Origin of the sequence: Pantoea sp. ARC270 (assembly GCF_003236725.1) — a bacterium.
Lineage (GTDB): Bacteria > Pseudomonadota > Gammaproteobacteria > Enterobacterales > Enterobacteriaceae > Pantoea > Pantoea anthophila.
Window position 1 is genome coordinate 122,717 of the sequence record NZ_PUGA01000001.1, and the last position, 24,543, is coordinate 147,259.

Genomic DNA, 24,543 nt, shown 5'->3' on the forward strand with positions numbered 1-24,543 from the left:
GTTATTTACTGACGGGTGAAGCGGTATTCTCAACTTCAATGTTTAATTTTTTGGTGCGTCCCATAACCAGCACGGCGATGCCGCCGACGCTGCACAGCACAGCCAGTGGCAGCATTGCCAGGGTGTGACTGCCGGTGGCCTGATTGATGATGCCGTAAACGTTAACCATCAATCCTCCGCCAATCAGGTTAGCCATCGCCCCGATAGCAGCCAGACCCGCCGCAGCCGTCGTGGATGACATCCAGCCCGAAGCCAGCGCCCAGAAAGGACCTTTCATTGAGTAAGCACCAATCAGCACCAGCGACAGAATCACGACGCTGCCGGTCAGCGTGTTGGTCAGGAATGCAGAGAGCAGACCGCCTGCGATTAAAAACAGCGTCAGCGCGGTGTGCCAGCGACGTTCGCCGCTGCGGTCAGAGCTTCTGCCCCAGACAATCATCAGAACAGAAGCCAGACCGTAAGGGATCGCATTTACTAAACCGGTCGTGAAGTTGTCCAGACCGAAAGATTTCAGCAACTGCGGAGACCAGACACTCAGCGTTGAACCTGCCGCCGAGGCACCTGCATAAATCAGCGCCATCACCCAGATATGTTTATGGCGCAGCAGCTTCCACAGGGAGATGTGACCGATCGCTTTTTTCTTCGCGTTTTCCGCTTCCAGCGTGGTATTCAGCCAGGCTTTCTGCTCCTGATTCAGCCAGCTGGCATCAGAGGGGCGGTTGCTCAGCATGAAGAAAGCAGCCACCCCCAGCACCACGGCCGGAATGCCTTCCAGGATGAACAGCCAGTGCCAGCCGCGCATGCCCAGCCAGCCATCGAGTGACAGAATCAAACCTGAGATAGGTGAGCCGATAAAGTTCGCGGCAGGGATAGCCACCATGAAGGTCGCGATGACGCGTGCACGGTATTTGCCAGGGATCCAGTAGGTCAGATAAAGAATGACGCCCGGGAAAAATCCTGCCTCAGCGGCACCCAGTAAGAAGCGCAGAACATAGAGCGTATTGGCGCTTTCGACGAAGGCCGTACAGACCGAGATGATGCCCCAGGAGACCATGATGCGGGAGATCCAGATCTTTGCACCAATCTTCTGCATCGCAAGGTTGCTGGGGACTTCAAACAGGAAGTAACCAACGAAAAACAGGCTGCTCGCCAGGCCAAATACCGCTTTGGACAACCCCAGATCTTCGTTCATCTGCAACGAAGCCATGCCTATGTTGCCGCGGTCAATAATGGCAATCAGATAACAGACAATCAGAAATGGCAAAATGCGCCAGACCACCTTTTTTACGGTCTGCTGCTCGATATCGGCAGAGAAAGTCGTGATGTGCTGTTTTTCAGACATGATGATCCTCACATTTTTGTCATCGTTTTGCGCGTGATACGCAAAACGCATTGTTGTACTCTGTAAAACATTAATGTACTCAGTAAAATCATTATCACGATAAAAAAGCGTCTCCGCCGGAAGATGTAATCAGGTTGTGTTATTTGTCACAAAAAAGTATTCAGCACATCTGGTTTATGTGACGAGCAAGCCGTTACCAGGATAAAGACCGGACAGATTTTTTGCGGGGCTAATGCGACGGGAGAGAGTAATGAGAAGAAAGGCCGTCATCCAGGGATAATTTTTGCTTTTATACCGCTTATTCTGGATGGATCGGCCTGGTTTCATGATCCCTCATTCAGGACGGCTCTGCTGACTGGTCTGCTAACGCTATCCGCTCCCTTTATCGTGCTTCAGCCCGCGCTGGGTTTTGGCTTCGCGGCGTCGCGAACGCCCCGTCCCTGGCGAGCCCGACTGCTTAGCCTTCTTACGCATATAGCGTATGGATGCGGACTCTCAATCACAACCTTGCTGACTTATTAGCGTCGGATGGAGGCTCTGCCTGGAACGCGCTGCATTTGATGCCACTGCATTCTCCTGACCGAAAACGGCAAGTGGCTCTTTAAGATTGCGGAAGAACAGAGCGCCCATTCATTCAACGATTCTCAGGGGAGCGGGTTGCGGATATATAGCCGGAAGTTAAAGATTCTTTATTACCATTCCAGACGCAGCCAGAATCATAATGGATGCGGCCAGTCGAAAAAGGCGTCGTTGCGCTTTTTCACTGGCGAGCAGATGGCGTATTCTGAGCGCAGCAAGAATAAAAACCGCGCCAACGCTTAAAAGGACCAATACGGTCACGGGCACCAGCATTCCTCCCCACATTTTTAATGACACATTATCCAGAGAAATGACAAGAGGCAGTATCGCCAGATAGAAAGCGATAGTTTTGGGATTCCCAAGCGTTATGGTCAGCCCTGAAAACCAGGCTGTTGCCAGTTCTTTGTTTGTCGTTTTCTGTGCAATATTTATCGCCTCCGGCTGACTGCACCAGAACTGCCATGACAGCAGACATAAATAGAGTGAAGCAGCATAGTTAATCAGGGTGAAGATAGTGTCATTAGTCTGCCCAATAACCCCCAGACCAAATATCGCCAGTGTTAAATAGATCAAATCCCCCAGAATAAGTCCTGCCAGCATAGCAAAAGCGGAAACAGCACCCCCACAGACACTACGTGCAACCAACGCCGTCATTCCGGGGCCGGGGATGGCAGCAGCCAGACCGAGAGCTGCAACATAAGAAATTACCTGAGCGATTCCAGACATCGTCATTCCTGTTTTTAATAGAAGAGAGAGGGACGGCGGATTAAAAGCGCCGCTAATTCATGTAGCAATAATCTTTATTGTTTTGGACACCACCAGAACGCTTCAGAGAAAATTAACGGAGCCAGGGAAATTAAAACTCTGACACCCGCTTTTAAATTGCATAGCGTAAAACAGACTCTTATGCAGGTCATAATGAGAAGAGTCAGGTTTAAAACCCTCTTTTTTTGCCTTGAGCCAGAAAATAAATTCAGGTGATTGAGAAAGAGAAGAGTATGCATGACCTCTGAACAGGATCTTATCCTGCCTTATCTCTCCTGAACGGTGAATCAATTATGCCGTAAACAAAGAGGAAAGAGTCACCTATCTCATTTACCCGGCGCAGGTTTTCAGGTAGAAATAACCACTTATTGATTACATTAAGAAAGGAATTTCCCTAAATGGCACTCAGCCCGACAGATGTGAAGATTCTGGAAGTTCTGCAGAACGATGCGCGCGTCACCAATCAGGAACTGGCGGAGAAGATCAACGTTTCAGCTTCTCCCTGCTGGCGCAAAGTGCGCAGGCTTGAAGAAGATGAAGTGATCAAGGGTTACCGCGCTGTTCTGGATCGCAAAAAGATTGGTCTGGGCGTGATGGTTTTCATTCGGGTAGTCATTGACAGCCACAGTGAAGCGCAGGCCAGAAAGTTTGAAGAGGAAGTCACGGCGCTTGAGGACGTTGTGGCCTGTTATAGCATCGGTGGGGATGCCGACTTCCTTCTGCAGGTTGTCGCATCGGATCTGGATTCCTATGCCGATTTTGCCATGTCAGTAGTGCGCAGATTGCCGGGAATCAAAGAGATGCAGAGTATGTTTGTCCTTAAAGAGATCAAACCACTCGTTACTTATCCTGTAAATAAAGCGTCTGTGCAAGGATGACTACGATAGCACCTTAGCAAAGCACACCGCCTCTTCCCGGTTTATGTACGGCCCATAATTTGCGATGCGGTTATATCCGCTGTTCTGATAAAAACGGACAGCCTTATGGTTCACAGCACGGGTTTCGAGCCAGATTTCCGTATACCCCCTTCCCAGCGCCGACTCTTCGAGGAAAGTCAGTAATGCTCTGCCGATCCCGGCTTCACTGCGGTCTGAATACATTCTCTTCAGTTCGGCAACCGTCTCTGTAAGCGGTCGGATAGCGCCGCAGCCGACAGCCACACCCTGATGATTTCTGGCCACCACCCAGAGCGCTCTCTTTTCATCCATAGCAGCCATTGCAAAGTGTCGCCTGCCATCATCGCCGGTTATCGCCGCGAGCTCGGCTGAAAGCGCATTTATCAGCCGTTGCGACTCCGGGGCGCAGGGATCGGCTTTTTCTACCCTAATCATGCCAGCCTCCGTTTTTCTTTTAACCGTCAGAATAAAACGAAATCCGGTCAGCGACATCCCCCTGGCACTCATGGACGGGATTAATAAGACTGGACCCGTCTCACAATGCCCGGATGAGGGCTCGTCGCGCATTCACGGCTAAGCCTCTACTTCGCATCTATAATTCAGTAATTCATCACCCTGCGCCCTTTTTAATCGTGGCAGCGAGAGGTCGCGGTTCCGCCTCACGCAGAGACTGGCGGCAAAAAACAGCTGAGTGCCCCAGCCTCTTACGGCGCAGCTCCCGCTGAGTGACGCACAGAACAGAACGGCCGGTCACAACATAAATTGACTCTTTACTGAATAAGGAAACCTCATGAATCTATCTCTCAAAAATCAGGTTGCGCTGGTGACCGGTGCCAGTTCAGGCCTCGGCTATGCCTGTGCAGAAGCCCTCGCAAGGGAAGAGGCCGCTGTGGTCATTAACTATCACAGTCAGGCCGAGCCTGCCGAAGAGCTGGCAGAAAAAATCCGGGCCGGTGGCGGTCGTGCCATCGCGGTGAAAGGCGACGTGTCGAAAGAGGCAGATGTCGACAATCTCTTTGCGCAGACCCTTGCTGAGTTTGGCAGACTGGACATTCTGGTGGCTAACTCAGGCCTGCAGAAAGATGCCCCCTCAATCGATATGACACTGGAGGAGTGGAATACCGTTCTGGATGTAAACCTGACCGGGCAGTTTTTATGTGCGCGGGCTGCGCTGCGCCAGTTCCGCGATCAGGGACACAGTCCGGAGATCAGCAGAGCGGCAGGGAAGATTATTCATATGAGTTCGGTTCATCAGCTCATTCCCTGGGCCGGACACGTTAACTATGCCGCCTCCAAAGGCGGCGTAGACCTGCTGATGAAGACGCTGGCGCAGGAGGTGGGTGAGGCGCGTATCCGCGTTAACTCGGTTGCGCCTGGCGCTATCGCGACCGCCATCAATGAGGAGACCACTCAGGGTGAGGCGGGCAAAGCATTGTTAAAACTGATCCCCTATGGCCGCATCGGTGCGGCTGAAGATGTGGCGAATGCGGTGGTCTGGCTTGCCAGCGATCTTTCCGATTACGTTCATGGCACGACGCTCTTTATAGATGGTGGCATGAGTCTTTATCCCGGATTCCGCGACAACGGCTGATTCCTCTGCCTCGCGCAGAGGATCAGGGCGGCAGGTCTTATCCGCCCCCCTGGCAGTGACCGGCGCCCGAAGCAGTGCATTCTCCGGGCGTTTGTCTCTGCGGTGACTGCCGCTCAGCAGGTGATCCGCCCGCTGCGCCATGCGACAATCGCGCCTTACACGGTTTTGTTCTGAGGTTTCCGACATGACGTCCTTTTATCAATTCACGGCCCCGCTGCTGAACGGTCAGATGGCCTCCATGGCAGACTACGCAGGCAGGACGGTGCTGGTGGTCAACACCGCCAGCCGTTGTGGGTTCACACCGCAGTATGCTGGCCTGGAAACCCTTTATCGCAGATATGCCGATCAGGGACTGGTGATACTGGGTTTCCCCTGCAATCAGTTCGGCAGGCAGGAGCCCGGCAGTGCTGACGATATCGCACAGACCTGTCACATCAATTACGGCGTAAGTTTCCCGATGTTCGGCAAAGTGGAGGTCAACGGAGCCGCGGCACACCCGCTGTTTCGTTATCTGAAAGAGGCGTTACCCGGCATTCCGGGTGGCCGAATCAAGTGGAACTTCACGAAATTCCTGATTGGATCCGACGGCACACCGCTAAAACGATTCGCCCCCATCACCGCCCCGGAGAAGATGGAGTCGGCCATTGTCGCTGCGCTGCCAGGGCGATGAGCGCGCCTTCTGAAGATCGAAGCCCGCCGACAGGTTTCTGCCCTGTTCTGAAGCGCCGCGATATCAGGCGCTACTGTCTGATAATGGTCTGAATAATCCACTCACGGAATATTTGCATCGACGGCGTCATTTTCCGGGCTCTTTGCCAGGTCAGCCAGTATCCGTCATTGCCGGAATAAATATCAAAAGGCCTGACGAGCAGTCCGCCTTTTATTTCCGGTTCAAACATGATTTCCGGTGCCAGCGCAACGCCCCCGGTAATCAATACGGCATCAATAATCAGACGCGATGAATCCAGAACAGGCCCGTTAATTCTGAAGGGGGGAATACCCGCCGCAGCAAACCAGTTCTCCCACTCTTCATGACGATAAGAGCGCAATAAATTTTCGCCCGTAATATCCTCAGGCCGGTTAAGTCTTTTCGCCGTATCTGGCCGGCATAATAGCGTCAGCGGTGCATCAAACAGCAGTTGATTATGTGATGCCGACCAGTTGCCAGAACCATATCTTATAGCAAAATCGACACCTTCACCGGCGATGCTCACCACATTGTTATTGGTCTGAATACTCAGTTCGATAGCGGGATGGCGTTGCCGGAAATCGTCAATTTTCGGCAGAAGCCAGCCCAGTGCAAAAGTGCCGACACAGGAGAGCGTGAGCGCCTCCCTGACTTCTCCCCCTTCAAACTGACGATAGGCTTTCTCAATCCGATGAAAGGCATCAGAAATCTCAGAAAACAGCAATCGCGCCTCATCGGTCATTTCAAGACCACGCGAAAGCCTTCTGAATAATGTGATCCCTAACCTCTCTTCAAGCAGCCTGACCTGCTGGCTGACCGCCGCCTGCGAAACGAACAGTTCCATGCCTGCCCGGGTAAAGTTGAGGTGGCGGGCAGAGGCTTCAAATGCACGCAGAGCGTTAAGCGGAATATCCCCTTTCACTATAGCCCCCAGAAAAAGTTATGACTGGCATCAATTTATACCGTTTTGACTCACCGGAAAACTGATTTATTTTGGAGCCCGTAATTAAGGGGAACGATATTCAGTCACGGCCTTGTGACAATTCAGATTTAATTAATTTTTGTATAGGGAACGTTTAATAATGAATAAATTTAAAAACCGCCTGGCCGGAATAGTGTTATTCGCCGCAGCGGGATGTTCAGCGTCAGCACATGCGGCTTTCGATCAGCAATCCCTGAACAATCAGTTTGAGAAACTTGAACGTCAATCCGGAGGCCGGCTCGGCCTGGCCGTCATTGATACGTCTGATAGTGCGCAATATTCCTGGCGCGGCAACGAAAGATTTCCACTGTGCAGTACCAGTAAGGTGATGGCCGTTGCTGCGATATTAAAAAAGAGCGAAGAGTTAAAAAAAAATAAAAATGCTGATACTTTACTTAATAAGAAAATTCATATAAGTCAGCACGATATGGTGAATTACAATCCTGTCACCATGAAGCATATCGGTTCCGCAATGAGCCTCGCGGAGCTGAGCGCGGCGGCCCTGCAATACAGCGATAACGCGGCGATGAACAAGCTGCTGGCGTATCTGGGCGGCCCGCAGCATGCCACGCAGTTTGCGCGAACCCTTGGTGATACGACGTTCCGGCTGGACAGAAATGAGCCAGGCCTCAACACCGCGATTCCGGGTGATCCTCGCGATACCACTACCCCTTCAGCGATGGCAGCGAGTCTTAACAAACTTATTTTAGGTTCTGCGCTTAAAGACGATCAGAGAGCCACACTGACAGCCTGGATGAAGGGCAATACCACGGGGGCAGCCAGTATTAAAGCGGGCCTTCCGGCAGACTGGATAGTGGCCGATAAAACCGGCAGTGGCGACTACGGCACCACCAATGACATCGCCGTTATCTGGCCGAAAAATCATGCCCCCCTCGTCCTGACCACCTACTTTACGCAGCACGATAAAAACGCCGCCGCGCGTAAAGATGTGCTCGCCAGCGCAGCCAGAGTGATTGCGGGCGCTGTCCAGCAATAAAGACGGACAGGTTCAGAGCTGTTCTGTGAGCAAAACCGGCCCTGGCCGGCCGGTTTACCGGTTTCAGCACAGGGCCGTCAGGCCGTCATGCCACCATCAATCACCAGTTCGCTGCCGCAGATGTAACGGCTTTCGTCCGAGACCAGGAACAGGGCCGCTGCAGCCACTTCATCCGGATCGCCCAGCCGCCCTGCCGGTATTCGCGCGCTCAGTGCCTGCCTTACCTCATCGCTGGCCTGGTCGAACATCGGCGTATCCGTCGGGCCCGGACTGAGTGTATTGACCCTGATACCGCGCGGTGCCAGTTCGCTGTTCCAGGTGCGGGCATAAGCGCGAACAGCGGCCTTACTGGCAGAATAGGTTCCATAACCCGGATTGGCGATTCCCCCCGCAATGGAACCGATCAGCAGAATGGCCCCTCCCTCCTCCATGAGCCTGACAGCATGCTGTACCGTCAGCACCATGGCACGAACGTTCAGACCAAAAATAAGGTCAATATGCTCTGCTGAGGTCTCATCCAGGTTTGCCGGTACAGCCACACCTGAAGCATTAACCAGGATATCGAGGCGACCGGCTCTGGCCTGAATCGTCCCGAACAAACGTACGAGATCGCTGGCATCCGTCAGGTCACCCGCTATCGCTTCAGCCTGACCGCCGGTTAGCGTAACCGCCTCTGCCAGCTGAGCTTCGCGTCGGGCGGTAATAAAAACCCGTGCGCCTTCCTGTACAAAACGGCGAGTGATGGCAAGACCAATACCGCTGCTGCCACCGGTCACCAGAACCACTTTTCCACTCAGTTTCATCATTGCCACTCCGTAAAGAGGTTGAACGATGGATGATACATTTCGTATATTTAGTGTCAATTACGCACCTGATGTACACCAGATATCATTGAGGAAACCGTATGGCCACCGATATCACCGCTCTGCTGGCAGAGATCAACAGTACCCGCCCGATCCTGGAACAGGTTGCCAATAAATGGTCGGTGTTAATCCTGACCGTGTTGTGCTCACAGCCGTCGCGATTTAATGCCATTAAGCGCAGGCTCGATCCCATTACTCACAAATCACTGACTGAGGCATTACGCCGTCTGGAGCGAAACGGACTGATAAGCCGGCACGTGATCGCCTCCTCACCTGTCGCGGTGGAGTATGCGATCACGCCTCTGGGCAGAACCCTGCAGGACCCGTTTGTCGCGCTGGTCAACTGGGCGAAGCAACATGGCGAAACCATGCAGCAGGCTCAGGAGGGGTATGATGAGCGTGAGCCGGGACAGCAGACGTGATCTTCAAGTGCGGGAGACAGGAGTGAGATGGCGCTAAGCGCAGCGGCTGACAGAATTCGTACAGCCAGTGATCACAGGGCTGCCTGCTCAAAAAACTGATAGGAGCCATCGCGGCGGGCTTTAGCCTGATACATCGCTTTGTCGGCGCGCTCGAACAGCATTTTCGCCGTTGCCGTTCCGAAGCGGGCCAGGCTGATGCCAATCGCTGCACCAATGCGCACGTCCATGTTATCGATGACGAAGGGGGCCTCCAGGCTGTCAATAATGCGCAGGGCGATGGCCGATGCCACCCCGCGATGACTGCACTTTGCGGCCACAATAAACTCATCGCCGCCCATCCGGGCCACCGAGTCGCCCGGGCGCATGCAGCGCTGCAGCCGTTCACCGACCTGCTGCAGTAAGGCATCCCCTGTCGCATGGCCCATAAGATCATTCACTGCCTTGAATCCATTGAGATCGATAAACATCACGGTGGTGAAAGCCGGGTCCTCTGTCTCCGCCAGCATTCGGCCAATCTGCTCGTTAATCCAGGCGCGATTAGGCAGCCCGGTCAGCGGGTCGCGGGTCGCCAGCTCTTCGAGATTGCGCATCCTTTCCTTGTCACGCGTGATGTCACGCGAAACCAGCACGGCACCGATATTTTTGCCTGAAGAGGGATTGCTGACGCCACAGGCTTTAGTGCCCAGCGTGAGGTAGTGGCCGTCACGATGCCGTTTACGTACTTCAACCACATCCGGCAGCATTCCGCCGCTGAAGATATGTGCCAGCGCTGCCGAGGCAGATTCGCGATCGTCAGGATGCAGGAAATCGACCACCAACTGACCAACCACCTCTTCAGGTCTCCAGCCTATCATTTCGCTGTAGGAGGGCGAGATCGAGACGTATCTGCCATTCGCATCACAATGGGCAATCAGATCGGTACTGTTCTCGATCAGCAGGCGATATTCCGCCGCCGTGCGCACCGCATCCTCCAGCGCTTTACGCTGCGCAGTCACATCCAGGATGAAGCCGTTGTACTTCTGGTGGGAGGTGCCAGGCAGACTGTCCGGCAGGCCGGAAACCACGACGCGGCGTGTTTCACCGTCCAGACAGTGGATAGGCACTTCAAAGTAGAAAGGGGTCAGATATTCCAGCGCCGCGGTCAGCTGCAGCGCGATCTTTTCATCATCGTCAGCCTGCGCCAGTTCCAGCCAGGAACTCAGCGTCACCCCCTTCAGGGCAGGCATCAGGCCAGCCGGTGTTTCCTGACTGGCAACGCAGATACCCTGCGCGTCTGTAGACCAGACGGCAGTGAAAGAGGGTTTAATCATTAAGTTCATGGCGGCCGACTCCGATGTTGCTGACGATATTAAACAAGCTCAATACTCGTCGCTACAGACCTGATTATAACCGTAAATGTCCGTCTGACGCGGCAGGAGGCGACAGTCACTGGGTGAGCCTGAGGCGAAACCGGCCATCGCGCATGGCGGGCGCCCGGACCTGGCAGGCCGTTGTTTCTGAGGCCGCGATCCTTACAGGGATGTGCGCAGAACGTTTATGACAGGGTGCAGTCTCTGAGGTATCAGCTCCTGTTTATCGGCTCATCAGGCCGGAATCTTTAGCCCTGTCGCGTTAACTGCCCCACTTTCCGGCGCTTCATCTTTCCTTAAGAATACTCTTATAACATCCCTGCTCTGTTAGCTCATATTGGGCTTTTTCCGGAGCGTGACCCTATGCAAAATAACAACACAGCATCGCTTTCTCTGAGTAAAGTGCCTGCCGTAACCGCGGCATTCTGGTTAACCAAAATCGCGGCGACAACCCTGGGTGAAACCGGCGGCGATGCGGTAACCATGTCAATGAATCTGGGATATCTGACCGGTACGCTGATTTTCGCCATTATCTTTCTGGTCGCGGTGGTGGTGCAGATTAACCGTCCCGGTTTCAATAAATGGATTTACTGGTTCACCGTGGTGGCAACCACCACGGTGGGCACCACGCTGGCAGATTTTGCCGACCGCTCCCTGAATATTGGCTATCCGGGTGGCACTCTGCTGCTGATCACGCTGCTGACCCTCTCTCTGTTTCTCTGGAAAATAACCTGCGGCACGGTGGCGGTCAGTTCGGTGAACAATGGCGTCACTGAGACCTTCTACTGGGTGACCATCATGTTTTCCCAGACGCTGGGCACGGCATTAGGTGACTGGGCGGCAGACAGTGAAGGACTGGGTTACGATGGCGGTATTCTGCTGTTTGCAGGTGCGCTGTCGCTTATCTGGGCGGCGAGTCGCTTTACCTCGCTTTCGCGCACTGCGCTATTCTGGGCGGCCTTTATCCTCACGCGGCCTCTGGGCGCAGTGGTGGGCGATTTTCTGGATAAACCGCTTGCCTCGGGCGGGCTCGCGTTGAGTCGCTACGGTGCCTCGCTGACGCTGGGCCTGATCATCATCGCGCTGCTGGTGCTGCTGCCCCAGCGCCCGGCCGCGAAAACCGCCACCGCGCATTAACCGCGCGACCGGGAAAACGGGCGCACGCCCACCTCAGTCCCTGTCAGAGCCGCCTGCACCGGCGGCTTTTCAGGATTTGCCGTTAACAGGTGTACCTGCTCTGGCTACAGAATATGCCGGCTGGCTACTCAAGCCGGCTGGCGATGAGGCGCAGTTGTTCTGCTATCTGCTTTAAATCCCGCTGCTGCTGTCCGGCCATACCGGTTGAACTGCGCACCACCAGTTTAGCCGGCAGAATCGAGGAAGAACGCTGCTCATCCTGTTCGCTGGCCAGCAACAGCCTTGCAACCGCCTCTTTGCCCTGCAAATCGAGGTCCAGCGACACCGTAGTCAGCGCCGGATGAAAAAACGCACTTTCATAGGTGTCGTCATAACCAATCACAGAGATCTGGCCCGGCACCGCCACGCCGCGCTGATGCAGCGCGCTCAGCACACCCAGCGCCATCTGATCGTTGCCCACCAGCAGTGCGCTGAATCCGGGCGCTTCCCGCAGCAGCTGCAGTACACCGTTGTAACCACTCTGTGCGTCCCAGTTACCGTGGCTGATGCTGACGGGCTTCAGACGGTAACTCTCCAGCGTATCCAGCCAGCTTTTCAGACGCAGATTTGCTGAAACCGACTGCTCGGGTCCGGCCAGCAGGGCGAACTCGCGATGGCCCTGCTCATAGAGATATTTAACGCTGGCACGGGTGCCGTCAGCCGGGTTAAACGAAACGTTAAACACCGCGCTGTAAGGATCGACATCCAGAAACAGACAAAGGATATCGTCATTCTCCTGCACGATTTGCTCAGCATCGTGGCTCTCCAGCGGGACGTTGATGATCACCTTGTCCACCCGCTGAGACTTCAGCTCATTGATGCAATCCTGGAGGCTTTGATTGACGTTCTCATCAATCATGGCGATTAGCACCTGGTAGTCAGCAGCATTAGCATAACGTTTAACCGCAGCGGCCACCTGCGAGGGGGCATGCAACGCCAGCGAGGTGGTCACCAGACCCAGCGTGGTGCTCTGCTTACCCACCAGTTGCTGTGCCAGCCTGTTAGGTACATAGCGCAGGGTTTCAATAGCGTGTTCCACCTTGCGCCGCGTTGATTCCGAAACGTTTGCCGACTTATTCAAAACCCGCGAAACCGTCTGATACGAGACGCCAGCGTGGCGGGCGACATCCTCTAAGGTGGCATTTTTTGATTTCATAATTCGCATCCCTGATGACCAATGGCGGAATGGTATCACAGCCGTGGTGTCAGCCAGCCCACCGCTGTCACATTGCATGAATAAAAAGTAAAAGTAATACCTTCACATATTGAGATTTGGTGATCTGATTCACTAATCGTTACAAATGGCGCCGCTTTATTTGCAGTACTTCACACATTATCGCGATTTTATTTGTCACTCATCTGACAAAAAGCGTTTACTGCCGCTGTCATGTGAACGTATTACAAATAAAACTGAGGATAACATGGAAACAAGGTTACGTACTGCTGCCGTGGCGCTTGCTGCGGCCCTGACTTCCCCGACGCTCTATGCCGCTATCGACAACATTGATTTCCATGGCTATCTCCGTGGTGGGGTGGGCGTATCGCAGGATGGCGGTATTGAAGAGTATCAAAAGAACAAAGTCGGCCGTCTCGGCAACGAAGCGGATACTTACGGCGAGGTCGAACTGGGGAGTGAGGTTTACAAGAAGGATGATGTCAGTTTTTATGTCGACACCATGGTCAGTATGTTCTCCGACGGCTCAAATGATAACGAAACCACCTTCGGTGACGATGCTCAGTTTGGCCTGCGCCAGCTTAATCTGCAGATCAAAGGACTGGTGCCGGGTGACAAAGATGCCGTGATCTGGGGCGGTAAACGCTACTATCAGCGTCATGACCTGCACATTATTGATACAAAGTACTGGAATATCTCTGGTTCGGGTGCCGGTATCGAAAACTACACGCTGGGTCCGGGTGCTGTCTCTTTTGCCTGGATTCGCGGCGATGCCAATGATGTGGATTACCGCGTCGATGGCGACAACGACGTCAACATTAACTACCTGGATCTGCGCTATGCCGGCTGGAAACCCTGGAGTGGAGCCTGGACCGAGTTTGGTATTGATTACGCCATGCCAAACACCACCAACAAACAGAAGGAATATGGTGGTCTCTATGACGCGGATAATGGCGTCATGCTCACCAGTGAAATCAGCCAGGACATGTGGGGCGGCTACCAGAAACTGGTCTTCCAGTACGCCAATAAAGGTCTGGCGCAGAATATGATTTCGCAGGGCGGCGGCTGGTATGACATGTATAACGATACCCGCAACGCCAGCGGCTACCGCGTGATCAATACCGGTCTGCTGCCGGTCACCGACAAATTTTCCCTGAACCAGGTCTTTACCTGGGGATCAGCAGACGATATCACCGCCCAGACGAGTAAAAGTACCCTGCTGTCGCTGGTGGGTCGCGGTCAGTATCAGTTTACGCAATATGTCCGCGGCATCGGCGAAGTGGGTAGCTTCTGGCAGAAAGATGAAAACAAAGTGGGCAGCGACTACAAAGCAGCAGGACAGAAATATACGCTGGCACTGGGTCTGGCAGCCGGTCCCGAATTTATGTCTCGTCCGGAACTGCGCCTGTTTGCCTCTTATCTGAATGACTCAGAAGATGGACACAGCTTTAAAGACAACACCAGTAATAACACCTGGAACTTCGGCGTACAGGTCGAAGCCTGGTGGTAACTGCGCCATCGCCTCCCTGGAGTCATTGTTAAGCTCTTATGCAGGGGCTTTATGGATAACCGGCGACGGTTATCCATTTTTTTGTCCTGGATTCAGACCAGTGTCTCACTCCGGCTGAAAGAAACGCTCTTCCAGCAACTGACGCAACGGGTCGGACTGCCTGCCAAAAATCGCATGGACTTCCTGTCCCAGAATGACCACGCCAATTGCCCCTGCCTTCTGTAATCCCGCCGTATCCACCGCCTTCAGTGAGGTCACCTTCACCCGCAGCCGGGTTATACAGGCGTCCACCTGCTGAATATTGTCACGCCCGCCAAAGCACTCGACAAGCCGCTCCAGTAGCGCGTTGTCTATTTCAACCTCCTGTGCCGTAATCGGCTGCCGGCTGAAATATTGCTTAAACGATTTCAGACTCACCATGTTGTTCTCCTTCAGAGGATAAAAAGGCGGGCTGCTGCCCGCCACTCACGACTGATACACGAAAACGAGCGGGCCATGCCGTGACTGCCCGCAGAAGATAGCCTTTTCCTGCCCTCGGCCTCTAAAAAACCAGCCCTGCATCAACAGCAAAACCCCGCTCTTCCTGCAGAGAATGCCATCTCTTAAAGTGATGGGGGCATAGGCCCCCTGAGCCTGTGCTCTCCCTACTCCAGCGGTCGGCTCAACACACGGCATCCCCACGCTGCCAGCATCAGCGATCCTGTCATGGGTGTGCCATCAATCAAATCGCTCAGCCCGGCAGGCAATAACACCTGCTGCGTCTGGCCAGTAAAGTTCTGCACAAACAGAAACGCCTGTTCACCATCGGTACGCCGCTGAACGACCACCCCAGGTGGCAGCTCAATCGGCAGTGCGCGCGGTAATTCCAGCTGCTTAATCAGTGCACCGTAAAAATCCCGATGGAACGACAGATCATTACGCGACGCGATATACCACGCTTTACCCTGACCTACCCGATTTACGGTCACCGCTGGCGTTCCGGCATAAAAATCACTCTCGTAACTGGCCAGCGCCGTCGCCCCTTCCAGATGAATATGCTCGCAAAGCTCGCGCGCCTGATAAGGTCCGCTCAGCCCCAGCTCATTGCCGCGTATCCCGCGCACGCCGTTGAACTCCTCATCCGTCAGACTATCGATCTCTTCTGACCAGATGCCGAGTAATGGCCGCAGCGGACCCGGGAATCCTCCGAGGTAACAGAGATCGCTCTCATTTACGATGCCGCTCCAGTAACTGGCGACAAAATGGCCGCCGCGCTCCACATGCTGCCTGGCCCGTGCTGCAAAACCATCACGCACCATATAGAGCATTGGCGCAATTACCAGATCGTAGCCGCTGAGCTCGCTATCACCATTAATCACATCCACCGCCACCCCCTGCTCCCAGAAGGCACGATAGTGTTCGTTCACCGTGCGCTCATAATGCAGGCCCAGATTGCGTGGTCCCTGCGCGTTATCCATCGCCCAGCGACTCTCCCAGTCAAAAATGATCGCGACGCGCGCCTCAACCCGACTGCCCATGACCGGCGTCATCGCTGCCAGCATCCGGCCCAGCTCTCTGACTTCACGCCCGGTGCGGGTATCAAGATGACCGACATGATCGACCACCGCACCATGAAACTTCTCAACTGAACCCCGACTCTTGCGCCACTGGAAATACTGCACCGCGTCCGCACCATGCGCCACTGCCTGCAGGGAAGAGAGAATATGCATCCCCGGCTTCTTCAGCTTACTGGTCGGCTGCCAGTTCGTTGCGCCTGGCGTCGACTCCATTAATACAAAGGGCTTGCCCTGTTTCAGGGTGCGCATCAAGTCGTGGTACATCGCGGTATAACAGGCAAGCGTGGTCTCATCCCTGACGTTGTGCCACATCGGATAGCTATCCCAGGAGATAAAATCGAGTGCTGATGCCAGCTTCCAGTAATCGTAGTCGTAGAAATACTCCATGAAATTGGTGGTCGCGGGCAGGTCAGGATTCGCCTGTCTGAGCGGTTTAATCTCCTCACGACAGAAGTCCGTCACCTGATCGGTCATAAACCGACGCCAGTCCAGATTCAGACCGTGGATCGACATTTCACCCTGCGGCGCTGGCGACACAATCTGTGACCAGTCACTGTAGGTATGACTCCAGAAATCACTCCACCAGGCGAGATTCAGATTATCCAGCGTCTCATAGCGGCGCTGCAGCCAGCCGCGAAAGGCCTGCTGACAGCGGTCGCAGTGACACTCCCCGCCATACTCGTTAGAGACATGCCAGCCGATCACCGCAGGATGATGCGCATAGCGCGCCGCCAGTCTGCTGTTTATCGCCTGCACCTTCTGACGATACACCGGTGAGGTCATACAGTGGTTATGACGGCCGCCATGCAGGGCGGGTATGCGATCGCGCCCCACACGCAGTACCTCCGGATAAGCCTGCGACATCCAGGCCGGGCGCGCTCCGCTGGGCGTGGCAAGAAACACAGATATTCCCTCCAGCCAGAGCGAATCGATCACTTCATCCAGCCAGCCAAATTCATAGCGTCCCTCTTCCGGCTCCAGCTTAGCCCAGCTGAAGATACCCACCGACATGACGTTACAGTTCGCCTGCTTCATCATCGCGACATCGTCATCAATAATGCCCGGCTGGTGCATCCACTGCTCCGGATTGTAGTCAGCACCATGCAGCAGCCGGTTAACCCGGGCGCTGAGCGGGGGAAATTTATTCATACCTGTTCCTCAGAGGAAGAGATCAGCGTCAACGCTGATAGTTAATTGAAAACCTGTAGCGAAGGCAGGGCCTTGCCGTGACAGTCAAACAGCGCCTGGTTCTCGCGGGCGTTACCCTGTTTCCATTCGTCGTGGATATATTTCATGCCTGCGGGCGTGGCCCAGGTATTACCCGGCGCGGGGATCCACGCCGGTTCCCAGTACACCAAGCCCTTACCGCGATGATCCGGCACCGCCAGTACCGCTGTGATCAGGTCATGCAGATAAGCCGCCTGCCCTGCGACCGTGCCCGGATAACCGCCTGCCTGCGCCTCTCTGGCCTGGAAACTGTTCTCAGCGCTATCGCAGTTTTCCAGCGTGTAGCCATAGGCGGCTTCCACCACCATCACGTCTTTGTCGTAGCGCCGGGAGATGTCATCCATGTTTGCTTTCAGTGCACTGATGGGGCCGTTCCAGTAGGTGTACATCGACAGTCCGATCACATCGAACGGCACATCGCGCTTAACAATTTCGTCGAACCACCAGCGGAACATATCGTTTTTGGTGCCCTCAGCCAGATGCAGCATGATCTTCACCTGATGCGGATCGCTGAGGTTTTCACGCAGCCCGCTGATGCCTGCCTTGAGCAGGCCCACCAGCCGATCAAACTCACCGCCGTTCTGGCCCCAGCTTTTGCCTTCCGGCCAGAGCATGCCGCCATTAAGCTCATTGCCAATCTGCACAATATCCGGCATCACGCCTTCTGCTTTGAAGCGGGCGAGGGTGTCGCGCGTGTAGTCGTGCACCTTTACTTCCAGCTGGGGAAAGGTCAGCGACTGCCAGGCTTTAGGCTTGAACTGCTTGCCGGGGTCGGTCCAGAAGTCGCTGTAATGTATGTCGAGTAACAGCTTCAGACCTGCCGCTTTGACACGCTTCGCCAGCGCCAGCGTGGTCGGCAGATCGTTACCGCCACCGCCATAGGTGTGACCGTTGTCGTCGTTAGGATCGACCCACAACCGCAGCCGGATAGTGTTGATACCGCTGGCTTTCAGAATGGCGATAGCATCCTGCTGTTGATTCGCAGCGTTATAGAATTTCGCGCCCTGCTTCTCCAGTTCTGCCAGCGAAGAGATGTCCGCCCCTCTGATAAAATCGGCAGGCCACGGTCCGGCAGAGGCGATGTCTGGCTGTCCGGCGGCGAGCAGCGGCGTCGCCCAGGCCAGCGCCAGGGCGAGAAATAATCGTTTTGGTGACATGATTTATCCTTTTGTACTGCCTGAGGCGAGGCCGGAGACAAAGTATTTCTGCAGGGCCAGATAGAACACCGCGACCGGCAAGGCGATCAGTACGGCACCGGCCGCATAGGTGGTGTAGCTGGCACCCATTTTTTGCGACACCAGGTTGTAGAGGCCAATCGGCAGCGTGTACTGCTCCGGCGTGCGCAGAATGGTACTGGAGAGGATGAAATCGCCCAGCGGTCCGGTAAAGGAGAACAGCGCGACCACCGCCAGAATCGGCTTCGACAGCGGCATGATGATCTCTGCAAAGATGCGGAGATTGCCTGCACCATCCATACGTGCCGACTCATCCAGATCTTTGGGAATCGAGTCGAGATAGCCCTTCATCAGCCAGGTGTTCATCGGGATCATCCCGCCGACATAGATCAGCACCAGCGCCAGATGGCTGTTGATTAATCCCAGCAGTTGCGACAGGACGAAAATCGCGATAAGCGCCGAAAACTGCGGGATCATCTGCAGCAGCAGAAACAGCATCAGGCCATTCTGCCGCCCTTTAAAACGAAAGCGGGAAAAGGCGTAGGCGGTACAGCTGACGCTGATTAACGTCAGTACCATGGTCAGGAAGCTGATTTTCATCGAGTTCCAGTACCAGGTCAGATAAGGGACCGTGCCGTTGAACAGGTCGCGGTAGTGCTGCAGCGACGCATTCTCCGGAATGATCGCGCTGCTGAGCAGACTGTTGCCCGCATTCAGTGATGCGCCTACCGTCCAGACCAGCGGATAGATAATGATGGTCGAGACGGCCAGCACCACCAGCCAGGTCAGCGACAGGCGTATCCACCTTTCGCGTTTAATACTGCCGGACTTCGCCATAACTGCTCCCTTACACCATCTCATCTTGTTTAAACGACCGGGTCGCGCGGAACTGCCAGAGCGCCAGACCTACCACGAAAATCGACAGCAGAATGGTGATCGTGGCGGCGATGGCATATTGCGACGACGACATGGTGAGCTTGTAGATCCAAGACACCAGGATATCGGTGCCGCCGGCATTCGATCCCGCCACCGCCGGACCACCATTGTTAAACAGGTAGATGATGTTGAAATTATTAAAGTTGAAGGTGTATTGCGTGATGATGATCGGCGCAATGGCGTAGAGCACCAGCGGCAGCGTGATGGTTTTCAGTCGTGTCCAGGCGCTGGCCCCATCCATGATTGCCGCCTCATAGAGATCTTCAGGGATCGCCTGCAGCACTCCGGTCGTCATCGCAAACACAAACGGGAAGCCGAGCCAGGTCTGCATCATGATCAGCGCGGTTTTAGTCCAGAACGGGTCGGTCATCCAGGCTTTAGGTGCGATGCCAAAGAAGTCGAGAATCGCATTGTTGATTACGCCAAAGCTGTCATTAAACATCCCGGCAAATACCAGAATGGTGACAAAGCCCGGCACCGCCCAGGGCAGGATAAAGAGAGTGCGGATCAGCGGCTTAAAGCGCAGGTCCTTCTGATTGACCAGAATCGCCAGCATCACGCCGACGGTGCACTGCAGCGTGGTCGCCAGCAGCGTCCAGACCACGGTCCATTGCAGCACATCGAAGAAGGTGGAGCGCCAGATTGACAGCGTAAAAATGTTGATGAAGTTTTTGAAACCCACCCAGTCCACCAGCTTCGCCGGTGGCGTGTGATAGAGGTTGTAGTTGGTGAAGGCGATGGCGAATCCAAACAGAATGGGAAACACCACCACAAACACCAGCAGAATAAAGCCCGGCGAGATCATCAGGTAGGGGAAGCCGTCACGCAGCAGCAGCTGATACTGCTGACGCACACTGTTAAGTGGCTCTCCCCTGTCGCGCTTAGCGCCATTGATCCAGGCGTCACGCACCGACAATCCCCAGATCGCCACGCCGAAAGCGGCTATCAGCACACTGATAATTCCCTCCGCCAGCAGGAAAATGGAGTTATCACGCGGCACCGCTTCACCCAGCGTGTAGAGACCCCAGAATCCTTCTCGCAGAAAATCATGGAAGATGCCGGCAAAGCTGCTGAGCAGAATCAGAAAGCAGACACCTTTCGCCCACTGGCGGTGGTAAAACTGGCCGAAGCCAGGCAGCAGTGCCAGCAGTGCACCGGTCGTCGCATGACGACGCGGACGCCTGGCCGTCACCAGATGTTCCTCGGAAGATATAGCCACTCTCTGATCCTTATCCTGTAGGGTAATCCCGTGAACCGGCCTTACTGATTACTGGCCTGCATCGCTTCAATCTGCATGGTGATCTGTTTCACCGCGTTATCCAGCGCGGCTTTTGGCGCCTGCTTGCCGGAAACGCTCAGTTCCAGCGCCGCATTAGCCGGCCCCCACACTTCCTGCATCTCCGGCACGCCTGGCATGGCTGACGCGCGCGCTGACTGCACCGCGACCGCGTTGGCTTTCTCATCATCTTTAATCATCGGATCGTTCATCAGCGCAGTCACCGGCGGGATCTCCTGGGTTTTCTGATAGCGCGCTTTCACGTACTGCGGCTGGTTGATAAAGGAGAGGAACTGCTGTGCCAGCGCCTGATCTTTGCTCCAGGTCGATACCACATAGCCTTTAACGCCCAGGAAGGAGCTCATCGGCTTGCCGTTTGGCAGTAGCGGCAGTGGTGCCACGCCATAGTTGATCCCGGCCGCCTGATAAGGCTGGAACGCCCACGGCCCGTTGATCACCGCCGCCGCTTTCTTCTCGGTAAACAGCGAGTCGATTGCGTTAAGGCCGTTGTCGCCCATGATGCCGCCAGGCAACAATCCTTCGCTGAAGAAGCGCCTGAGATAGGTCACGGCCTCCACACTGCCCGGCGTGTTCAGTCCGATATCCTGAGTGTTGATGGCACCCTGTGCATTTTTACCAAAGATGTAAGCGCCCATCGGAGCCATCACGCCCCAGCTGTAGTAAATCTGGTCGAACTTCGCCAGCAGGCCATACTGTTTTGCCTCGCGCTGCTTCTGCGAGAACGCGCGATACTCATCCAGGGTTTTCAGCGGCGCGGGCAGCAGATCTTTGTTGTAAATCAGCACCAGCGTTTCTACGGCTTTGGGTATGCCATAGACCACCTTATTCTGCGTGAAGGCCGCCATCGCCGAAGGGGTGTAAGCGCCCTGCTCTGCTGCGTCAATCTTCAGTGGGGCCAGTAATCCCTGCACGACCGCGCTGCCAAGCTGATCGTTAGGAATGACCAGAACATCAGGGCCGATTCCGGCCGGCCCGTCCAGGCGCAGCTTTTCAATCTGCTGTGCAAAAGGCATCTCCTGTACTTTCACATCAACATTGAACTGCTTCTGGAAATCAGCGACCGCTGCTTTGATGCCATCCGCTTTCTTAATATCTTCCCAGACTGTGAGTTGCTGAGCGGCCCAGACGGATTGATTCAGCATCAATGCTGACAGAAGTAGCGTCACGCTGGTTTTGATTTTCATTACTGGCCTCATGTGAAGGTATTACATTTAATGTTATTTCCGCTGATCTAAACCTGACAATTTTCCAGATGGCAGGGAGTTATCAGGCAAATGCAACGTGATTAACGTATCGCAATTTCGCTTACGCTACGCGGAACATCAGAAACGCTCCAGCCCCTTCATGCCAATGTGTGATCGCTATTACAGAAATCAAAAACAGCGGTAGGGCGCCTCCTGGCGTAACGTTATAGTCATGGCAGGTAGCATCACGGCTGACATGTAAAGCGACCACCTGGTATACGTATTACATTTAAGCCACCAGAACCATACCATGAGGATCAGCATGTCCAGCATCAGATTGAGAAATGTGACCAAACGCTTTGGCAAAACAGAAACGCTGAAAAACATCGCGCTTGATATTGAAGCCGGAGAGTTTGCGGTCTTCGTGGGTCCTTCAGGCTGCGGTAAATCCACCCTGCTGCGGCTGATTGCCGGGCTTGAAGAGATCAGTGACGGGGAAATCCTGATCGATGAGGAGGTGATGAATGATGTCGCCCCCTCACATCGCGGCGTGGCAATGGTGTTTCAGTCCTACGCGCTCTATCCCCATATGACGGTGGCAGAAAATATTGGCTACGGCCTGAAGGTGAATGGGCTGCCAAAGGCGCAGATTGAGCATCAGGTCGCAACCGTTGCAAAGACGCTTCAGCTTGCGCACCTGCTGGATCGCAAACCCCGGCAGCTTTCCGGCGGCCAGCGTCAGCGCGTGGCCATTGGTCGTGCCATTGTGCGTAATCCCGGGGTATTTATGTTTGATGAGCCTTTGTCGAATCTGGATGCGGAGCTGCGCATCGATATGCGGCTGCACATTGCAAAACTGCATCAGGAGCTGAAAACCACGATGGTCTATGTCACGCATGATCAAACCGAAGCGATGACGCTGGCCGACAGGATTGTGGTGTTGAACGATGGCAAGGTGGAACAGGTCGGCCCACCGATGGAACTCTATTACAATCCGATTAACCGTTTTGTGGCGGGTTTCATCGGCTCACCCAGGATGAACTTTCTGCCCGCCCGCGTGGAACAGTGTGGCCCGGCGGGGCTGATCGCGTTGATCAATGGTGGGGAACACCGGTTGCAGCTTCCTTTACCTCTGCGCCAGCTGCAGCCTGGCGATGAAATCACGCTGGGCATCCGACCGGAACAGCTTCAGATCAACGGTGATGCGCCACTCAGCATCCACTTTCACTGCGAGGTCGTGGAACGTCTGGGCAACAACACCTGTCTGTTTGGGCAGAGCCACGGTTATGATGGTTTCAAAATGCTGCTGCCCGGGGACGTGCACTTCCATCCCTACCAGACCCTGCGTCCCACTTTCCATCCGCAGCACTGCATGGTGTTTGATGCTGACGGAGCACGTATCAGCGCAGATATTGAGATGCCACAGGTGCGCGCAGCCTGAGATCGCTGACTAATATGTCCGGGAAAAAAGGCCGGAAACGGCCTTTACTGCCGGAGCGGCCTATCCGGTCAGTCTGATGCGCCTCCTGACCCGGCGGAACAGGTTACCACTTAAACCGATCCCTCTTTCTCGATGACCAGCACGCGGGCAACGCCCTGGGGACGCGCGATATGCTCTGTTCCTTCACTGGCATAGAAAATATCGCCTGTATTCAGAACCCTGCTTTTAATCTCACCCTGTTCTTTATATTGCATTTCAACACACCCATCCATCACCGCAAAAACCTCCTGCCCATCGTTGATGTGCCACTTATAGGGCCGATCGGTCCAGTGAAGTTTCACGCTGGTATTGCCGAAGCTCGCGATGTGCTGAGCGTCCCAGGCCTTCGAACCGGTAAATTCTGTGCTGCGGTAAAAATTCATTTTATCTCCGGTAACAGACATACGTTTTCGTCATCGGCCTCATGAATAGCAGAGCAACAACATGGATTCCAGACTCATGCCCGCGCTTGTCCCGATCTGTCCCGATGTTGTCCGGTTAAGGCGTTATCAGGAGATCCGGTAGCCCCGATAAAGCCCGGTAAGTAGTGAGGCTTAACCGCTTCCGGGATGATCACTGAATGAATCGCCTGGCCCGGATGCGATGGCAGGGATAATATTGACGTTGCGTCTCTGTTTCCCCCGACTGTCAGAAGGAGTGTCATGAATTCAGCGACTCTGCAAAACCTCTATCACGCTGCCAGTGAGAAAACGCTCGCGATGTGGGCGAAAAACGCGGGGATTGGGGAGATTAAGAAAGAGAGCTATTACGACCCGGTGAAGCTGGCCCTGGCAACCGGCATTCAGCCCGCCGTTCCCCCCGCGGTTTGACGTTTGCTGGATGAACTGAAACAGCTTACCGGAGATGACCCTCTGGCCGATACCTTGCCGGAGCAGGGTCTGCACTTTACCTTTTTACCCCTGACCCTGCCGCTCTATATTGAGCACGCACCTTTGCCGGAAAAAATAGCTGAACTCAGGGCGCTCTGGTCCGGTTTTCACGCGCAAAACATTGTTATCAGAGATCTTCGTTTAGTCGCGTTGCCGGGACAGCTGTTGCTGGCGGGCATCCCCGACACGCCGGCAACAGACCTGCGTCACGCCTTCTGTGAAAAGGTTCTCAACTCCCGCTGGAAAGAAGAGTTGCTGATGCGTCACACCGGCAGCGCTCTGCCGGCCCCCTTCTGGCACACGACCCTGCTGCGCTACGGCGCGGCTTATTTACCCGCGCCGCTGCGGCAGTTCTTTCTGGCACGCCAGACCCTCAATTACGGGAAGGTAGAAGGCGAACTGATGCTGGCAGAGGTCAACTACAACTGGACAACCTGTTATCCTTTGCAGGATTAATTGCGCGA

At 54.7% G+C, this 24,543-nt stretch carries 23 protein-coding genes and 1 pseudogene; 10 read left to right on the forward strand and 14 right to left on the reverse strand.

Going from position 1 to position 24,543, the window contains the following annotated elements:
• Position 1: 1 nt before the first annotated feature.
• Positions 2 to 1,342 (reverse strand): MFS transporter, encoded by a 1,341-nt coding sequence (locus tag CKF42_RS00575; RefSeq protein ID WP_033736842.1) that lies wholly within the window; start codon positions 1,340 to 1,342, stop codon positions 2 to 4.
• A 279-nt stretch (positions 1,343 to 1,621) separates the two neighbouring features.
• Here CKF42_RS00575 and CKF42_RS21290 point away from each other — a divergent pair, with 279 nt between their 5' ends.
• Complete coding sequence (locus tag CKF42_RS21290) at positions 1,622 to 1,864, forward strand: DUF2938 family protein (protein ID WP_255420956.1); 243 nt, start codon at positions 1,622 to 1,624, stop codon at positions 1,862 to 1,864.
• Positions 1,865 to 2,020: 156 nt separating this feature from the next.
• Here CKF42_RS21290 and CKF42_RS00585 read toward each other — a convergent pair whose 3' ends face one another.
• Positions 2,021 to 2,647: a LysE family translocator gene (locus CKF42_RS00585; RefSeq protein ID WP_111207184.1), complete on the reverse strand. Its 627-nt coding sequence runs from the start codon at positions 2,645 to 2,647 to the stop codon at positions 2,021 to 2,023.
• A 437-nt stretch (positions 2,648 to 3,084) separates the two neighbouring features.
• Between CKF42_RS00585 and CKF42_RS00590 the strand changes: the two genes are divergently transcribed.
• Positions 3,085 to 3,564, forward strand: coding sequence for an Lrp/AsnC family transcriptional regulator (locus CKF42_RS00590; protein ID WP_009092704.1), 480 nt, complete (start codon positions 3,085 to 3,087; stop codon positions 3,562 to 3,564).
• Here CKF42_RS00590 and CKF42_RS00595 read toward each other — a convergent pair whose 3' ends face one another.
• Positions 3,565 to 4,074, reverse strand: coding sequence for a GNAT family N-acetyltransferase (locus CKF42_RS00595; RefSeq protein ID WP_111207185.1), 510 nt, complete (start codon positions 4,072 to 4,074; stop codon positions 3,565 to 3,567). It abuts the gene before it with no gap.
• 298 nt (positions 4,075 to 4,372) lie between these two features.
• Between CKF42_RS00595 and CKF42_RS00600 the strand changes: the two genes are divergently transcribed.
• Both CKF42_RS00600 and CKF42_RS00605 read left to right on the forward strand, forming a co-directional pair.
• On the forward strand, positions 4,373 to 5,173 hold the full coding sequence (locus CKF42_RS00600) for an SDR family oxidoreductase (protein WP_111207186.1): 801 nt from the start codon (positions 4,373 to 4,375) through the stop codon (positions 5,171 to 5,173).
• Between the two features lie 184 nt (positions 5,174 to 5,357).
• On the forward strand, positions 5,358 to 5,843 hold the full coding sequence (locus tag CKF42_RS00605) for a glutathione peroxidase (RefSeq protein ID WP_111207187.1): 486 nt from the start codon (positions 5,358 to 5,360) through the stop codon (positions 5,841 to 5,843).
• Between the two features lie 70 nt (positions 5,844 to 5,913).
• Here the strand turns inward: CKF42_RS00605 and CKF42_RS00610 are convergent, their stop codons facing one another.
• Positions 5,914 to 6,783, reverse strand: a complete 870-nt coding sequence (locus CKF42_RS00610) for a LysR substrate-binding domain-containing protein (RefSeq protein ID WP_111207188.1) — start codon at positions 6,781 to 6,783, stop codon at positions 5,914 to 5,916.
• A gap of 160 nt (positions 6,784 to 6,943) precedes the next feature.
• Here CKF42_RS00610 and bla point away from each other — a divergent pair, with 160 nt between their 5' ends.
• Positions 6,944 to 7,840 carry a class A beta-lactamase gene (gene bla, locus CKF42_RS00615; protein WP_111207189.1) on the forward strand — a complete coding sequence of 299 codons (897 nt, stop codon included), beginning with the start codon at positions 6,944 to 6,946 and terminating at the stop codon, positions 7,838 to 7,840.
• A 77-nt stretch (positions 7,841 to 7,917) separates the two neighbouring features.
• Here the strand turns inward: bla and CKF42_RS00620 are convergent, their stop codons facing one another.
• Entirely contained in the window at positions 7,918 to 8,646 is a 729-nt protein-coding gene (locus CKF42_RS00620; protein WP_058957224.1) for an SDR family NAD(P)-dependent oxidoreductase, read from the reverse strand.
• Positions 8,647 to 8,744: 98 nt separating this feature from the next.
• On the opposite strand from CKF42_RS00620, the gene CKF42_RS00625 reads away from it, so the two are divergent.
• Positions 8,745 to 9,125 (forward strand): helix-turn-helix domain-containing protein, encoded by a 381-nt coding sequence (locus CKF42_RS00625; RefSeq protein ID WP_009092712.1) that lies wholly within the window; start codon positions 8,745 to 8,747, stop codon positions 9,123 to 9,125.
• 71 nt (positions 9,126 to 9,196) lie between these two features.
• On the opposite strand, the gene CKF42_RS00630 is transcribed toward CKF42_RS00625, so the two are convergent.
• Positions 9,197 to 10,444, reverse strand: a complete 1,248-nt coding sequence (locus CKF42_RS00630) for a sensor domain-containing diguanylate cyclase (protein ID WP_111207190.1) — start codon at positions 10,442 to 10,444, stop codon at positions 9,197 to 9,199.
• A 393-nt stretch (positions 10,445 to 10,837) separates the two neighbouring features.
• On the opposite strand from CKF42_RS00630, the gene CKF42_RS00635 reads away from it, so the two are divergent.
• On the forward strand, positions 10,838 to 11,611 hold the full coding sequence (locus tag CKF42_RS00635) for a hypothetical protein (protein WP_111207191.1): 774 nt from the start codon (positions 10,838 to 10,840) through the stop codon (positions 11,609 to 11,611).
• A 124-nt stretch (positions 11,612 to 11,735) separates the two neighbouring features.
• Here the strand turns inward: CKF42_RS00635 and CKF42_RS00640 are convergent, their stop codons facing one another.
• Positions 11,736 to 12,806 carry a LacI family DNA-binding transcriptional regulator gene (locus tag CKF42_RS00640; protein ID WP_046102866.1) on the reverse strand — a complete coding sequence of 357 codons (1,071 nt, stop codon included), beginning with the start codon at positions 12,804 to 12,806 and terminating at the stop codon, positions 11,736 to 11,738.
• Between the two features lie 265 nt (positions 12,807 to 13,071).
• Between CKF42_RS00640 and CKF42_RS00645 the strand changes: the two genes are divergently transcribed.
• Positions 13,072 to 14,334, forward strand: a complete 1,263-nt coding sequence (locus tag CKF42_RS00645; RefSeq protein WP_046102865.1) for a maltoporin — start codon at positions 13,072 to 13,074, stop codon at positions 14,332 to 14,334.
• A gap of 105 nt (positions 14,335 to 14,439) precedes the next feature.
• Here the strand turns inward: CKF42_RS00645 and CKF42_RS00650 are convergent, their stop codons facing one another.
• The 6 genes from CKF42_RS00650 to CKF42_RS00675 all read right to left on the reverse strand — a co-directional run bounded on the left by CKF42_RS00650 (position 14,440) and on the right by CKF42_RS00675 (position 21,709).
• On the reverse strand, positions 14,440 to 14,754 hold the full coding sequence (locus CKF42_RS00650) for a glucose PTS transporter subunit EIIB (protein ID WP_046102864.1): 315 nt from the start codon (positions 14,752 to 14,754) through the stop codon (positions 14,440 to 14,442).
• 224 nt (positions 14,755 to 14,978) lie between these two features.
• Positions 14,979 to 17,039 carry a beta-galactosidase gene (locus CKF42_RS00655; RefSeq protein WP_111207192.1) on the reverse strand — a complete coding sequence of 687 codons (2,061 nt, stop codon included), beginning with the start codon at positions 17,037 to 17,039 and terminating at the stop codon, positions 14,979 to 14,981.
• A gap of 41 nt (positions 17,040 to 17,080) precedes the next feature.
• Positions 17,081 to 18,274, reverse strand: coding sequence for an arabinogalactan endo-beta-1,4-galactanase (locus CKF42_RS00660; RefSeq protein ID WP_111207193.1), 1,194 nt, complete (start codon positions 18,272 to 18,274; stop codon positions 17,081 to 17,083).
• Between the two features lie 3 nt (positions 18,275 to 18,277).
• Positions 18,278 to 19,129 carry a sugar ABC transporter permease gene (locus CKF42_RS00665; RefSeq protein ID WP_046102861.1) on the reverse strand — a complete coding sequence of 284 codons (852 nt, stop codon included), beginning with the start codon at positions 19,127 to 19,129 and terminating at the stop codon, positions 18,278 to 18,280.
• Between the two features lie 10 nt (positions 19,130 to 19,139).
• The gene (locus CKF42_RS00670) at positions 19,140 to 20,447 is read right to left on the reverse strand and encodes a carbohydrate ABC transporter permease (protein WP_111207194.1); all 1,308 of its coding nucleotides are present in this window, start codon (positions 20,445 to 20,447) and stop codon (positions 19,140 to 19,142) included.
• 41 nt (positions 20,448 to 20,488) lie between these two features.
• Positions 20,489 to 21,709, reverse strand: coding sequence for an extracellular solute-binding protein (locus CKF42_RS00675; protein WP_111207195.1), 1,221 nt, complete (start codon positions 21,707 to 21,709; stop codon positions 20,489 to 20,491).
• A gap of 322 nt (positions 21,710 to 22,031) precedes the next feature.
• Between CKF42_RS00675 and CKF42_RS00680 the strand changes: the two genes are divergently transcribed.
• Positions 22,032 to 23,150 carry an ABC transporter ATP-binding protein gene (locus tag CKF42_RS00680; RefSeq protein ID WP_111207196.1) on the forward strand — a complete coding sequence of 373 codons (1,119 nt, stop codon included), beginning with the start codon at positions 22,032 to 22,034 and terminating at the stop codon, positions 23,148 to 23,150.
• A gap of 110 nt (positions 23,151 to 23,260) precedes the next feature.
• Here CKF42_RS00680 and CKF42_RS00685 read toward each other — a convergent pair whose 3' ends face one another.
• Positions 23,261 to 23,572 carry a cupin gene (locus CKF42_RS00685; RefSeq protein WP_046102857.1) on the reverse strand — a complete coding sequence of 104 codons (312 nt, stop codon included), beginning with the start codon at positions 23,570 to 23,572 and terminating at the stop codon, positions 23,261 to 23,263.
• 279 nt (positions 23,573 to 23,851) lie between these two features.
• Between CKF42_RS00685 and CKF42_RS00690 the strand changes: the two are divergent.
• Positions 23,852 to 24,535, forward strand: a pseudogene (locus CKF42_RS00690) (hypothetical protein).
• Positions 24,536 to 24,543: the final 8 nt, after the last annotated feature.